At 41.5% G+C, this 13,499-nt stretch carries 12 protein-coding genes; 4 read left to right on the top strand and 8 right to left on the bottom strand.

Going from position 1 to position 13,499, the window contains the following annotated elements; translation table 11 throughout:
• The first annotated feature begins 163 nt into the window (after window positions 1-163).
• Complete coding sequence (locus ACTF6W_RS00255; RefSeq protein ID WP_438992531.1) at window positions 164-709, top strand: VOC family protein; 546 nt, start codon at window positions 164-166, stop codon at window positions 707-709.
• Here ACTF6W_RS00255 and ACTF6W_RS00260 read toward each other — a convergent pair whose 3' ends face one another.
• From ACTF6W_RS00260 to ACTF6W_RS00275, 4 genes are read right to left on the bottom strand one after another with little or no spacing between them, the layout of a single operon-like run.
• On the bottom strand, window positions 710-2,179 hold the full coding sequence (locus ACTF6W_RS00260) for a Ppx/GppA phosphatase family protein (RefSeq protein ID WP_438992532.1): 1,470 nt from the start codon (window positions 2,177-2,179) through the stop codon (window positions 710-712). It abuts the gene before it with no gap.
• Between the two features lie 29 nt (window positions 2,180-2,208).
• Window positions 2,209-4,308, bottom strand: coding sequence for an RNA degradosome polyphosphate kinase (locus tag ACTF6W_RS00265; RefSeq protein ID WP_438992575.1), 2,100 nt, complete (start codon window positions 4,306-4,308; stop codon window positions 2,209-2,211).
• Between the two features lies 1 nt (window position 4,309).
• Window positions 4,310-5,011, bottom strand: a complete 702-nt coding sequence (locus tag ACTF6W_RS00270; protein ID WP_438992533.1) for an HdaA/DnaA family protein — start codon at window positions 5,009-5,011, stop codon at window positions 4,310-4,312.
• Complete coding sequence (locus ACTF6W_RS00275) at window positions 5,011-6,135, bottom strand: DUF2066 domain-containing protein (RefSeq protein WP_438992534.1); 1,125 nt, start codon at window positions 6,133-6,135, stop codon at window positions 5,011-5,013. The genes ACTF6W_RS00270 and ACTF6W_RS00275 overlap by 1 nt, the downstream gene beginning before the upstream one ends.
• A 267-nt stretch (window positions 6,136-6,402) precedes the next feature.
• On the opposite strand from ACTF6W_RS00275, the gene purM reads away from it, so the two are divergent.
• Window positions 6,403-7,509, top strand: a complete 1,107-nt coding sequence (purM, locus tag ACTF6W_RS00280; protein ID WP_438992535.1) for a phosphoribosylformylglycinamidine cyclo-ligase — start codon at window positions 6,403-6,405, stop codon at window positions 7,507-7,509.
• Between the two features lie 11 nt (window positions 7,510-7,520).
• A complete protein-coding gene (purN, locus tag ACTF6W_RS00285) occupies window positions 7,521-8,168 on the top strand; it encodes a phosphoribosylglycinamide formyltransferase (RefSeq protein WP_438992536.1) in 648 nt (215 codons plus the stop codon).
• 3 nt (window positions 8,169-8,171) lie between these two features.
• Here purN and ACTF6W_RS00290 read toward each other — a convergent pair whose 3' ends face one another.
• Both ACTF6W_RS00290 and ndk read right to left on the bottom strand, forming a co-directional pair.
• Window positions 8,172-8,885 (bottom strand): hypothetical protein, encoded by a 714-nt coding sequence (locus ACTF6W_RS00290; RefSeq protein WP_438992537.1) that lies wholly within the window; start codon window positions 8,883-8,885, stop codon window positions 8,172-8,174.
• Between the two features lie 143 nt (window positions 8,886-9,028).
• Window positions 9,029-9,451: a nucleoside-diphosphate kinase gene (gene ndk, locus ACTF6W_RS00295; RefSeq protein ID WP_438992538.1), complete on the bottom strand. Its 423-nt coding sequence runs from the start codon at window positions 9,449-9,451 to the stop codon at window positions 9,029-9,031.
• Between the two features lie 79 nt (window positions 9,452-9,530).
• Between ndk and ACTF6W_RS00300 the strand changes: the two genes are divergently transcribed.
• Window positions 9,531-11,432: an ABC-F family ATP-binding cassette domain-containing protein gene (locus ACTF6W_RS00300; protein ID WP_438992539.1), complete on the top strand. Its 1,902-nt coding sequence runs from the start codon at window positions 9,531-9,533 to the stop codon at window positions 11,430-11,432.
• On the opposite strand, the gene ACTF6W_RS00305 is transcribed toward ACTF6W_RS00300, so the two are convergent.
• Window positions 11,429-11,875: a DNA polymerase III subunit chi gene (locus tag ACTF6W_RS00305; protein ID WP_438992540.1), complete on the bottom strand. Its 447-nt coding sequence runs from the start codon at window positions 11,873-11,875 to the stop codon at window positions 11,429-11,431. The two genes, ACTF6W_RS00300 and ACTF6W_RS00305, sit on opposite strands and share 4 nt — an antisense overlap.
• 14 nt (window positions 11,876-11,889) lie before the next feature.
• Window positions 11,890-13,371, bottom strand: a complete 1,482-nt coding sequence (locus tag ACTF6W_RS00310; protein ID WP_438992541.1) for a leucyl aminopeptidase — start codon at window positions 13,369-13,371, stop codon at window positions 11,890-11,892.
• Between the last annotated feature and the right edge of the window lie 128 nt (window positions 13,372-13,499).

The following is a 13,499-nucleotide window of genomic DNA, read 5'->3' on the forward strand; positions in this document are numbered from 1 at the left end:
TGCCATTAAAGATGGCGAAATCTACGTTTTTCCGATTGAGAAATAGATTTTTTCTTAGGTCTGTTTCCGACCCAAAGCGGACATTGGGGCGGGGCGCGCGTGTGCTTCTCTTTTGGTATAGACACGCTAATTAAAAACAATGATCATCATTTAGGAGCAGCTTATGAAAGATGATTATTCAAGACGCACCGTTATAAAAGCAGGTGCTGGAACGGTACTCGCATTATCTGGAGCGGCCGAAATGGCAAACGCACAAGAAAATAAAGGTATGATGATGGCTTCAGATGACCTAGATGCTGTTGAATTTGGTCAATCATTGCGAGGTATGGGTTTCAATTTGTTAGTGAGCGATTTAGACGCAACCCTTGAATTTTCAAAAGAAATTCTCCATGCAACAATTATAAACGCGAGCGAAGGTTTTGCCGTTGTGCAAAGAAGCGGAGCAATTTGGATGCTCCACGCTGATAGTACATATCATAGTAACCCGCTTGCTGGGTTTGTTAAGGGTGTTGAAGGTCGTGGTCAAGGTATTGAACTACGACTATATGATCTTGATCCCGATAAAGCGGAAGCCCGCGCCAACGAAAAAGGTTATACAGTATTAGCAGGTTCCGCTAATAAGCCACACGGTTTAAGAGAGTGCTATATTCTCGATCCGGATGGGTATTGCTGGGTTCCTAGCCGCGCATTACGCGAAGGCGAAGAATAATTATTTATGAGTGACCTTTGGGTCTAAATCAAAACTTCTTGCTAATGATTCCAGTCTCTTAATGACCACATCATTCGTAATATCTTTCTTTTCTCTATTAATTCTGAGTAATAGAGTATCTTCATTAACGTCTAATTTTGCAATCTTCAATCCGCGTTCCGTACCCGCAGACAATCTTTGCGCCAACCTTAGTGCCATGCCGATTTTACGGGCATAATCTAAGTCATACTTGTTAATTAAAGATGCTGCTACTTCAACTTGATCACTATATTGTCTTGAACCTCCATAACATGTATATAAAGCCATTGAGATTAGTCCAACCCCCCAGTGATTAATGCCCCCGAAACGACCATATAAAACTTCACCAACCACTTTATCTGCCCGGTACTCTGGATGACCGCGCCAACCGACATCACTCAATATACAAATTGCTAAACGTAGTCTTTTTTGTTCATCGGATTCATTATCAAATAACGGATCAATCCAATTATAAAGCCTTTGTCCATGTTCGGGAAAACGACCTGTCATTTCTGCAACTTGATGACAACCAACGATAAGCGGATCTTGTGTGCGGACTTCATCACTCATACCATCATAAAGCACCCCTTCTCGAACACCGAAACCGGATACAACAAATTTTGATGATTTTAAATTTTTAAGAAGATGATATAGCGTTAACGATGCAAGCGAGATAATCTTTGCCCGTTTTTCCGATATTAATCCACGGTATTGATAAACTTCAACTAAACGCATTTTTGAAACTTTTTTAGCCAGCGACATTATTTCATTCACAGGAATGATATAATTGTGCATATTTATATGTGGATAATCGATCATATCCATATGAATACGCGCAAGTGAGCGCCACGCACCACCAACGGCATAAAACTTCTGGCCTTTGTTTTCAGATAACCAATTAATTTCAGCTAAATTCTTTTTTACCATTCTTTTAGGGTTATCAAACCATTTGCCTTCTTGATCTTGAAGTCTAAGAGGACCAATTGGTAGCGTACATTCATTATTAACGTTACGGTCTTTAATGGTCGCCAGTTCAAGACTACCACCACCAAGGTCAGCCATTACACCTGAAGCGTGCGGTACTGCACAAATCACGCCATTCGCAGAAAGCCTTGCTTCTTCAGTACCTTTGATAACTTCAATTGAAAGTCCAGTGTAATCTTTAATGCGTTCAACAAATTTCGGGCCGTTTTTCGCATCCCTTACCGCTGATGTTGCAATTATTCGTGGATCATCAATTCCCATTTTCACAATCAACATTGAAAAACGTTTCAACGTTTTTTCAGAGAGTTCCATTGCTTCATCGATCATATTACCCGTTTCAGCAACACCACGACCAAGGCCACAGAAAACCTTTTCGTTAAAAACCACATATGGTGCGCGTTCACGGTTTTCATATACAACCAATCGAACCGTATTTGATCCGATATCAATTATGGCAAACTTTCCCAAAGATTTCTTCCCTACTTTTTATTTACTCGTTAGTCTTTGTCTTCTTTATTTACCGTCCCTACGCCGGAAAGACTAGGATTAGTCATGAAATATTCGTGCGCTGAGAACGCTTCTTCAAGTTCATTAACTTTATCATATGTACCATCTTCTTTTAATAACCAGCTTTGCATAGTGTCTTTCATATTTGAAACCATAATTTGATCAAGAATTTGCGAATGAACTGTTGGGTTTTCAATTGCTACTAATACTTCAACGCGACGATCAAAATTACGCGGCATCCAATCTGCCGAAGAAATGAAAACTTTCGCTTTTGGGGATGGCAATTGATGCCCATTACCAAAACACACAATTCTTGCATGCTCTAAAAATCGTCCTACTATACTTTTCACTCTAATGTTTTCTGACAATTCTTTAACGCCGGGTCTTAAACAACAAATCCCACGCACAACCATGTCAATAGAAACACCTGCAATCGAAGCCTCATATAATTTATCAATAATGATTGGATCAACTAAAGCGTTTAATTTAAACCACATATTTGCTGGCTTTCCATTTTTTGCGAATTCAATTTCCTTATCAATCATTTGCATTAATTGCTTTCTGATCCCTTTAGGCGAAATGGCAATTTTTTGAAGTGATTGTGGTACCATGTTCCCCGTTAAATAATTGAATATGTGTACCGCATCTTGCCCTAATGCCTTATTATCTGTAAAAAATGATGCATCAGTATAAACTTTTGCAGTTTGCGGATGATAATTTCCTGTGCCAAAATGAAGATAGGATTTTAATCCCTCCTCTTCTCTTCTAATCACTACAGAAATCTTTGCATGGGTTTTAAGTTCCAGAAAGCCAAAAACAACCTGAACCCCTGCTCGTTCCATATCCTGTGCCCATTTGATGTTTCTTGCTTCATCAAAACGTGCCTTTAATTCAACGAGTGCGGTCACAGATTTACCCGATTCAGCAGCTTTGATTAATGCTTCTACGATTGGACTATTATCACCGGTACGATAAAGTGTCTGTTTAATCGCCAAAACATTCTCATCAGCGGCAGCTTGTTGAATAAAGCTTACAACCACATCAAAACTTTCAAACGGATGATGGACCACGAAGTCTTTTTGATTAATTGCGGCAAATATATCACCATTAAATTCTTTTACCCGACTTGGGAAACGAGGACTAAAAGGCTTAAAGGTTAAATCTTTTCGGTCATCAACGATTAGATCACTAAGCTCAGATAGGCCGAGTATCCCTTCTACATCAATTATTTCCTCTTTACGCACATCCAATTCTTTACGGATAATACGGCGTAAATTTTTAGGCATACTTTTATTCACTTCAAGTCGAACAACATTTCCACGCCGGCGTCTTTTTAACGCACTTTCAAAAACCAGAACCAAATCTTCAGCCTTTTCTTCAACTTCAAGTTCACTATCACGGATAATTCTGAAAACACCCTCGCCTTTTAATTTATAACTTGGAAAAATAAGTTTCACAAAAATACTTAAAAGGCTTTCAAGAGAGATAAAACGTATTTCAAGTCCATTATCCGGCAATCTGATAAAACGTTTCGTTTGTGCGGGGATAGGAATGAGCGCCAAAAGCGCTTTTTTATCAACATTTCTTCGCAAGTCTACAATCAATGAAAAACCAAGGTTAGGAATAAAAGGAAATGGGTGGGCTAAATCAATTGCAAGCGGTGTTAAAATTGGAAAAACATTTTCAAGAAAATATTTTTCAAGCCATATCATTTCAGTATCTGTAATTTCATCAACCTCAAGAAGGTTTAAATCATTGTTTTTTAATTCTTCTAAAAGGTTTCTACATTCTTGTTGTTGTTTTTCTACAAGTTCAACAGCCAATTCATTTATGCTCGCGAGCTGCTCGGAAGGTGATAAACCATCATCACTCACCATTTCTTTATTCGCTTTAACAAGTCCGCGCAATCCTGCGACACGAACCATATAAAACTCATCAATATTACTACCAGAAATGGAAAGAAAACGTAACCTTTCTAAAAGCGGGAAATTTTTATTAGATGATTGTTCCATCACGCGCTTATTAAATGCAAGCCAAGAAGTTTCTCTATTAATCATTCTTTTTGAAATATCAAAATCTTCTACACTCATCTTATTTTTCAACTTTCTCGCCCAATGCTCTTTTAACTATTGCACTTGTGATTTTCTTTTTTTCTATCAATGAAATTTCATCAACATCAGCAACCAGATCCCTTATAGCAGAAAAAGACCTCTCCGTATTTTTCATAATATACTTCAATACCTTTTCAGAAATCTTAACCTGCCGATCGGCAAATTGTTTTACTATCACTGCTTTTAAAAGCTCATCATCGGGCTCTTTGATCTTAACCGCATTTGCGGCCAATAAACGTGATGATAAATCAGCAAGATCGATACTCCATTTTTTTGGATGTTCAATTGATGTAAGCAGCAAATAACCGCCATGTTCCATCACCCAATTATAAAGATGAAGTAAATTTTCTTGGGATTGCTGATTTTCAAGATTTTCAAGCACATCTTCAATGATAATGAGAAAATTTTCATTGCTGGTAAAATCAAATGATTGAAGTTGATCAAGTTTAATAACTTGTGCACCCGTCATTTTTTGCCACACATGACATAAATGCGTTTTACCGCACCCCGTTGGCCCATAAAGGATTAAACAATGCCCGCCATTCCAATTGGGCCAGTTCCCGATCCAGGAAACGGCTTCTTCATTTGATTTTGATGGTAAAAAATCCTCTTCCGCGAGCGCCTCTTTGATGGGCAACTCCAGTAAAAGCTGTTCCGGATCTTTCGGTGCCCCCTTTGCCACTAATTAAACCTTCCTGACGTTGCAACATTTGTTAAACCGATTTCCCAATTTTCTGTTTCTTCATTTTGGGAAAGTCTAACCCCTTGTTGCGCAAGTGAAAGTACGAGCTGTTCCGCTTCACCCGAAAATTCAATTTCCAGATCAACCGTTTCAATATTTAAGCTTTTAAGGTCAACTTTTTTAACCAAATTCACTTTTTCAAGCTGTCTTTGCATGATCACCCAATCATTGATTTTTTCAAGATCACCACGCACAGCTATTTTCGATGAAATACCGTAATTGACCAAAACCTGCATTTTCCATAAGTCATCAACCCAACCGCTAGCGGCGTCCACACCCGCCATATATAGCGCTTCAAGATTACTTTTCCCTGTTTCATCATAGGCGGGTAAAGTCACAGATAATGTTTTCGGTTCATAATAGGCTTCTTCAACCAAGCTATTTTGCTTAAGATGAATATCAAGTGATATTTTATCACCGGAAGCACTTTTTCTTAAATTCGCAACCGCAATTATCAATTCGTTTAGTGCGCTTTTCTCAATGAAAGACGCAATAGAGCGTTGATCATCATTTTTTGCCTGTAGCGCACTGATATAAAAACGATTTTTAAGGGTCGGTGCTGGCGTATCAACGGGTACAAGGTTATTTGTCATGTCATAATTTTGCCAAGCCTCACGCCAAAGATTGTCTTTTTCCCATAATCGTAATGTGCCACCCTCTTCAAAGACAGGCAATACGCTTACCGCGCGGCCAAGCGTTTCCGCATAAGGGATTTGATTATTACTAAGCACATCATTAATTTTATCGCGATTGAAATGCACCACAAGCGACGCAATATAACGCACACTTGAACGTCGTTCATTATTAATTTCAAAACCATTAACATAATCCTGAACATCAAGATCGCTAAATTCCGGCAATCTATCCATGTCCGTTGTCAGGATCATACGGCGAAATAAACGCATCAAGGATTCGCGCTGCCCTTTGCGAAGGGCGCGATCACGCGCGGTCGCAACATTTCTCGACGTTTCATCGACTTCCATGTTGTAAATTGTATAAATATCCGCTTCGCGGTTTATATCCGCAAAGCCATTTTGCGCATTTGCCTGATTTGCCGTCAACATTAAAAAGCTAATGCAACACATTAAAAAAATAACATAAATTTTTATATTTAAATAATTTATTGTCAATTTATATACTCATTAATCATTCAAGTTGACTTGATCATAATATGGCATCTAGGCAGCACTATGGCAAGCCTTATAGCGCAGCTATATGACGCTTTCATTGCATTAAATTGATATTGCAAAATATGTAAATTTTTATAGCCTTTTACCCTGTTTATGCTTATATCTGTATCTATTATTTTTAAAGAGGAAAGTACATTCAAATTGTCTGATCAAGATAAATCCTACAGTTATAAAGATGTCGGCGTTGATATTGACGCGGGTAATGCCCTTGTCGATGCGATTAAACCGGCCGCCGCCTCCACCAAAAGATCCGGTTGCGATGCGGGACTTGGCGGGTTTGGTGCCCTTTTTGACCTTAAAGCCGCAGGGTTTGAAGATCCTATCCTCGTGTCCGGTACGGACGGTGTCGGCACAAAATTAAAAGTCGCGATCGAAAGCGGCAAACATGACACCGTGGGTATTGATCTTGTGGCCATGTGCGTCAATGATTTGATCGTACAGGGGGCGGAGCCCCTCTTCTTCCTTGATTATTATGCCACCGGGCATTTAACCATCGAAGTTGGCAAAGCCATCATTGAAGGCATCGCTGAAGGTTGCCGTCAATCAAATGCCGCGCTTATTGGCGGCGAAACCGCCGAAATGCCGGGCATGTATTCAGATGGTGACTATGATCTTGCTGGTTTTTGTGTGGGTGCCGTTGAACGGTCCCGCGTCATTGACGGCAAATCCGTCGGCGAAGGGGACGTTGTCCTCGGCCTTGCGTCAAGCGGTGTTCATTCAAACGGATTTTCACTGGTTCGTAAACTGGTTGAGGTATCCGGCGGCGACTATAACGCCCCCTGCACCTTCGAAGATGGCAAAACAATGGGCGAAGCATTGCTTGAGCCCACAAAAATATATGTAAAAAGCTGCCTCGCCGCCTTAAAAGCGGACTGCGTTAAAGGTCTTAGCCACATAACGGGCGGCGGATTTGTTGAAAATATTCCGCGCGTCTTACCTGACGGCGTCACCGTTGATGTTGACGCGAGCGGCTGGACACTGCCACCCGTGTTTGACTGGTTACGTGTAACTGGCAACATTACTCCGCTTGAAATGGCGAAAACATTTAACTGTGGTATCGGCATGGCCGTGATTGTTCCGGCGGATAAAGTCGCTGAAGCCACCAAAATTTTTGAGGATCACGGTGAAACGGTTTATCATATTGGCACGGTACGCGCGAAAAAGGCGCAAGAGCCATCAACAACCGTTAACGGATCTGCTGGCAGTTGGGGATATCCCGATGCCTGGACCGCGAAATCAGCACATTAGGATTAAAATCAATGATTGATGTCGCAGTTCTTATTTCAGGTAGCGGTACAAACCTTCAAGCATTGATCGATAATTGCGCCCGTGATGATTTTCCGGCGCGCATTGTTTTGGTGATATCCAATAACCCGGATGCCAAAGGGTTGGAACGCGCCGAAAAAGCAGGCATTCCGACAAAAGTCATCAACCACCGCGACTATCCGGACCGGGAAACATATGATGATCAACTCGACGAAGCCTTAAATGAATGCGGTGCGAAGCTTATCTGCCTTGCCGGGTTTATGCGTATCTTAGATGCGCGCTTCGTCAATCGCTGGCGCAATCGCATGCTGAATATTCATCCGTCATTATTACCGAGCTTTAAAGGGCTTCATACACATGAACGCGCCATCGAAGCGGGTGTGCGTTTCACCGGATGCACCGTTCATTTCGTTAATCCGGAACTGGATGATGGCCCGATCATTACCCAAGCGGTAGTTGCCATTAACCCTGACGAAGGCGCAGATAGCCTTGCAGAGCGTATCCTTTCACAAGAACATATTATCTATCCCCAAGCGTTAAAACTGGTCGCCGAAGGGCGTGTCCGCGTCGTCGGCAACAAAGTCACCATCCGCGATGCCGATTATGAAAATTTAATGTGCGTTAATCCGAAGGCAGAGTAGAAATTACAAGGCCCTTCTGAACTCTAATTTACTTAATGATTGATAACCTCTAGGACTATCGTTTGGCATCTTTAAAGGATTTGAACCTCCTCCATATTCTAATGATTTTTGTCTGGGCCAATTAAACCAAGGTAATAAATCAACAATCCTTCCTTCCGTAATTTCTTCATCTGTAATTTCTAAGGTGGCGCTTTTAAGGCTATACCCCTCCCCGAAACTCGCTTCAAGATCATCTGGATCAACCCGCTTCACAGAAGCCGGATCATCAAGATCGTCAAAAGTCACAAAAAGTGGATAATGTACTCTAGGTATAGATTTAATTTCGCCTTTATGTGAATTAACTTCACTTGCTGGCACTATTCTTGAGTCCATTCCAGACCCAACCTTCGAAGTTGCAAAGACGTGCAATGCAAGCGATGGCGTAGCGTTTGAAAGCAATACAAATAAATATTTACCATTTGGAAGTTCTATTATACTAGCCTCACCTTCATGTGAATCTCTAACGGATCGAATTTCTTGCCAAACATCAGGATATTGACGCCATTTAACAGCCACAACGGACGATCCAATAACAACCCCTTCTGGCGTTTCAACTTCGACTGTTAGTTTTTGATTCCAAGCATAGCTAGGGTAAGCTATTTTATAACTTACATAAAAGAATGCAATGATACCTAAGAAAATCAATAATTTCTGATGCTTAATCATTAAATTTTGCATGTCTTCCCCCATTATTTCTGCCATACCGCTTTAAATTCGTCAGTCATTATTAATTTTAAAGATAAAAATAGTGTTAAGACATAAAAAAAGCCGCTCGCATTTCTGCAAACGGCTTTTCAAATCAATTTATATCTTAAATCGAATTAACCAACGATCTGGGCGTCGTTGAAGAAATATTCGATTTCGATTTTTGCGTTTTCAAGGCTGTCTGAACCGTGAACGGAATTTTCACCGATATCAATCGCGTGTGTTTTGCGGATTGTACCTTCTGCGGCTTCTTCTGGGTTTGTTGCACCCATGATTTCGCGGTTACGGGCAACGGCATCTTCGCCTTCTAATACTTGAACCACAACTGGCTCAGACATCATGAATTCAACAAGTTCACCGAAGAATGGACGCTCTTTATGAACGGCATAGAAACCTTCTGCTTTTTCACGAGAAAGTTTTACACGCTTTGAAGCCACAACACGTAGGCCGCCGTCTTCAAGCATTTTTGTAATTGCGCCTGTTAAGTTGCGTTTAGTCGCATCAGGCTTGATGATAGAAAATGTACGTTGTAGAGCCATTTTTATTTCCTTGAAATTAATTACTTAGCTGTTGGCGCGCGTTATAGTGCGAATTGGGGCAAACTGCAATGATTTATTTGTGATTGTTTTTTTAACACGTTCTGTTAAAACCCCATGCATGTTACAAATTACCGACCTCACATACCGCATTGCCGGAAAATTATTACTGGATAATGCAAGCGTCACTGTCCCCGACGGCCATAAAATCGGCATTGTCGGCAAAAATGGTGCCGGTAAAACCACGCTTTATAAATTGATTTTGGGTGAATTGGAAAGCGACGACGGCAACATCCGCGTCCGCAAAAACGCGGTTGTCGGTCAAGTTGCACAAGAAGCACCGGGTGGCCCGGAAACCCTGCTTGAAACGGTGCTTACGTCACATAAAGAAATGAATGCCTTAAACGCAGAGGCCGAAACGTGCCAAGATCCAGACCGCATAGCCGCCATTCATGAACGACTAGCCGATATCGGCGCCTACGAAGCAGAAGCCCGCGCGGCCAGCATTCTTTCCGGACTTGGATTTGATGATGCGGCACAAAGACGTGCGTGCAGCGAATTTTCCGGCGGGTGGCGCATGCGTGTCGCCCTTGCGTGTACGCTCTTCACGCAACCTGATTTACTGCTTCTTGATGAACCGACAAACTATCTTGATCTTGAAGGGGTACTTTGGCTTGAAAACTTTATCAGGAATTACCCTTATACTATCCTGATCATTAGCCATGACCGTGACTTACTCAATAGTTCAACAAGTGCGATTGTTCATTTGGAACAAAAAAAGCTTACCTTTTATGGTGGTAATTTCGAAAAATTTGAAAAAACATATCGTGAGCAACGGGAACTTCAACGCGCAGCGATAAAAAAACAAACCGCAGAACGTGAACATATTCAGAAATATGTCGACCGTTTCCGCTATAAAGCCAGCAAAGCAAAACAAGCCCAAAGCCGCCTTAAAATGTTAGAACGGATGGAACCGCTTGCGGCACTTGCTGAAGAGCACACCGTGCAATTTAATTTTCCAAATCCGGCAGAACTTGCCCCGCCACTGATCACAATGGATAAACTTGCGGTCGGTTACGAAGAAGGCAAACCGATTTTAAGAAACCTATCCTTACGCATTGATATGGAAGACCGTATTGCGCTTCTTGGTCAAAATGGTAACGGTAAATCAACTTTTGCAAAACTTTTATCGGACCGATTAAAAGCGATGGATGGCTCAATCGTAAGGTCACGCAAATTAGGTATTGGTTATTTCGCACAGCATCAAACCGATGAGCTTGACCCAAATGGCACCCCCCTTACCCATCTTGTGGAATTGATGAAGGGAAAAACGACCACTCAAGTTCGTGCCCGCCTTGGCGCTTTTGGTTTTGGTGTTGATAAAGCCGATAATAAAATTTCGACCCTTTCTGGCGGTGAAAAAGCGCGTCTTTTATTCGCGCTTATGAGCTTTAATGCGCCGCAGATGATTATTCTTGATGAACCAACCAACCATTTGGATATGGATAGCCGACAATCATTGATCCACGCCATCAATGAATATGAAGGCGCGGTTATCCTGATCAGCCATGATAGTTATTTGGTTGAAGCTTGCGCCGACCGCATCATGGTCGTTGATAAAGGCACGATTTCAAATTTTGATGGTGATTTGAATGACTATAAGAAATTAGTGCTGACGAAAAAAGTAGGCGCACCCAAAAAAGAGAAAAAAGAAAAATCCGTTAAACCGCAAAAGAAGACGGGCGATGTTGAACTTAAAAAAATGCGCGCCGATCATAAGGAAGCGGAAAAACAGGTTGAATTTTTAACCAAAGAAATTAAAAAATATAATAAGGCACTAACAAATCCTAAGCTTTATAATCAAAAAGATCCAAATGCGGCCAAGGCTTTAAGACAATTTACCAAAGAAAAGGCTGATCTTGAAACCAAACTTGAAAAAGTTGAAGAGCTATGGATGTCATTGGAAGAAAAAATAAACGCCTAGGCCTTTTTAGTCCAGCCACCGGTTTCCGTTTGCTGCCAATAAGTTAGATCATGTCCGTCAGTTTTATATTTACTCCAACGGCCGCGGGCTTCTTCCACCGCCGTTGGGTTATTACCATCAAACATTTCAAGAACACGTTTATAACCATCAAGCATTTCACATGTGGCCCCGTCCGTTAAAACGAGCACATCTGCGCTCGCAGGGTTATCATCATTTGTGGTGATATAAATGGGTTGATCTTCGGGGTGCTTGCTTTTTTCCGTATCATGGGCGAGAAAGCTTCCTTTATCAAACGTCCATAACATTTGATCGATATCATCCATTTCAACGGCACTCGGTACTTTTATCACGGCCTTCATATCCGCTTCCCGCACTTTTGATAAAAGTTTAGGAAGCGCAACACCAAGTGGTTGAAGGGTTAGATGATAAAAGCTTATTTCCATTGTTTGATCTTTGCTTAATCTTCAAAGTTATCTTTTACGAGGCGATCAAGCAGACGAACACCATATCCGGTCGCCCCTTTTTCCGCGACATCGGACGGTTTTTGACGCCATGCCGTCCCGGCAATATCCAAATGAGCCCACGGCACGTCATTGACGAACCGATGCAGGAATTGCGCGGCCGTGATGCTTCCGGCATATTTACCGCCAATATTTTTCATATCAGCAATATCAGAATTGATCATTTTATCGTAAGCATCACCGATTGGCATGCGCCATAATAATTCATCGACATCTTGTCCTGCTTTATTAAGCATTTCACATAATTCATCACTATTTGAGAACATACCTGCATATTCCTGACCAAGCGCCACCATCATCGCACCAGTTAAGGTCGCAAGATCAACCATAAATTTTGGCTTATGAGTATCTTGTGTATACCAAAGACAATCCGCAAGTACGAGGCGCCCTTCGGCGTCCGTGTTAAGAACTTCAATGGTTTGTCCCGACATGGTTCCCACAACATCGCCAGGGCGTTGTGCTGTGCTTGACGGCATATTTTCCACAAGTCCAACAACACCAACCACGTTTGCTTTTGCTTTTCTTCCGGCGATTGCCTTCATTGCACCAACAACCGAAGCAGAACCACCCATATCAAATTTCATATCGCCCATGCCTGCGCCAGGTTTAAGGGATATACCCCCCGTATCAAATGTGACACCTTTACCAATAAAGGCAACTGGTGCTTCGTCTTTTTTTGCGGAGCCATTCCAACGCATTATAACCATTAATGATGAACTTGCGCTCCCTTGACCAACACCAAGAAGAGATTCCATTCCGAGCTCTTCCATTTTATCTTCGTCTAAAATTTCAACCTCGATACCAAGTTTGGTCAAATCTTCGATTTGTGCTGCATAACTTTCCGGATATATCACGTTGCCGGGTTCTGTAACTAAATCACGCGCCCAGATCACGCCATCTGCAATTTTTTCAAACTCTTTAAATTCTTCATCGGCTAAATCTGCCTTGTGAGTCAAAAACTCCACGGCTTCAACGGACGGTTTTTTAACGTTTTTCTCGGTGGTATAATATTTATCAAATTTATATTGGCGCAATAAAACGCCCATCGCCGCGTGAGAAGCCAGCTGACCTTTAACAATTGTGACTTTCTTTTCATTGGAATAAATAAGTTTATTTATAATCTTTCCACCAAGTCGTTCCGAGAGAAGCGGTGTTACTTTTTCCATGTCACCAAGGCCAACCAATAGAATTCTGCTTGCAGCAACACCCGTTGGCGCCAATACTTCGACCATTTGGCCGAATGACCCTTTAAAATTGGAGGTATCAGCCGCTTTTTTAAGGGCACCATTCATTGCTTCATCAAGCTGAGCGGCAGGAGGACGAAATTCATAACCCTCTTTATTCTTAGGAGAAAAGACAACCAATGCCCCTTCAATGTTTGTATATTCGCCATTAATTTCGTTAATTGTTATTTTCATTTTTGCCTCAATTTCGTCTAGCTTGCATTTTATAGCGATTCATTAGTTTAAGAGATAAGGTGAGAATAGTCGCTAATCAAGTGAAATAGGTAACAATATTGTGGATTTTAATTTTATTCGCTGTACCA

Source organism: Pseudemcibacter sp. (genome assembly GCF_965661635.1).
Taxonomy (GTDB): Bacteria; Pseudomonadota; Alphaproteobacteria; order Sphingomonadales; family Emcibacteraceae; genus Pseudemcibacter.

Excerpts from the sequence above, each read along its gene's own strand:
- ACTF6W_RS00290 (WP_438992537.1), bottom strand. The coding sequence starts at position 8,885 with ATGCAAAATTTAATGATTAAGCATCAGAAATTATTGATTTTCTTAGGT.
- ACTF6W_RS00275 (WP_438992534.1), bottom strand. The coding sequence starts at position 6,135 with ATGTTGACGGCAAATCAGGCAAATGCGCAAAATGGCTTTGCGGATATA.
- purN (WP_438992536.1), top strand. The coding sequence starts at position 7,521 with ATGATTGATGTCGCAGTTCTTATTTCAGGTAGCGGTACAAACCTTCAA.
- ACTF6W_RS00305 (WP_438992540.1), bottom strand. The coding sequence starts at position 11,875 with ATGGAAATAAGCTTTTATCATCTAACCCTTCAACCACTTGGTGTTGCG.
- ACTF6W_RS00265 (WP_438992575.1), bottom strand. The coding sequence starts at position 4,308 with ATGAGTGTAGAAGATTTTGATATTTCAAAAAGAATGATTAATAGAGAA.
- ACTF6W_RS00310 (WP_438992541.1), bottom strand. The coding sequence starts at position 13,371 with ATGAAAATAACAATTAACGAAATTAATGGCGAATATACAAACATTGAA.
- ACTF6W_RS00255 (WP_438992531.1), top strand. The coding sequence starts at position 164 with ATGAAAGATGATTATTCAAGACGCACCGTTATAAAAGCAGGTGCTGGA.
- ndk (WP_438992538.1), bottom strand. The coding sequence starts at position 9,451 with ATGGCTCTACAACGTACATTTTCTATCATCAAGCCTGATGCGACTAAA.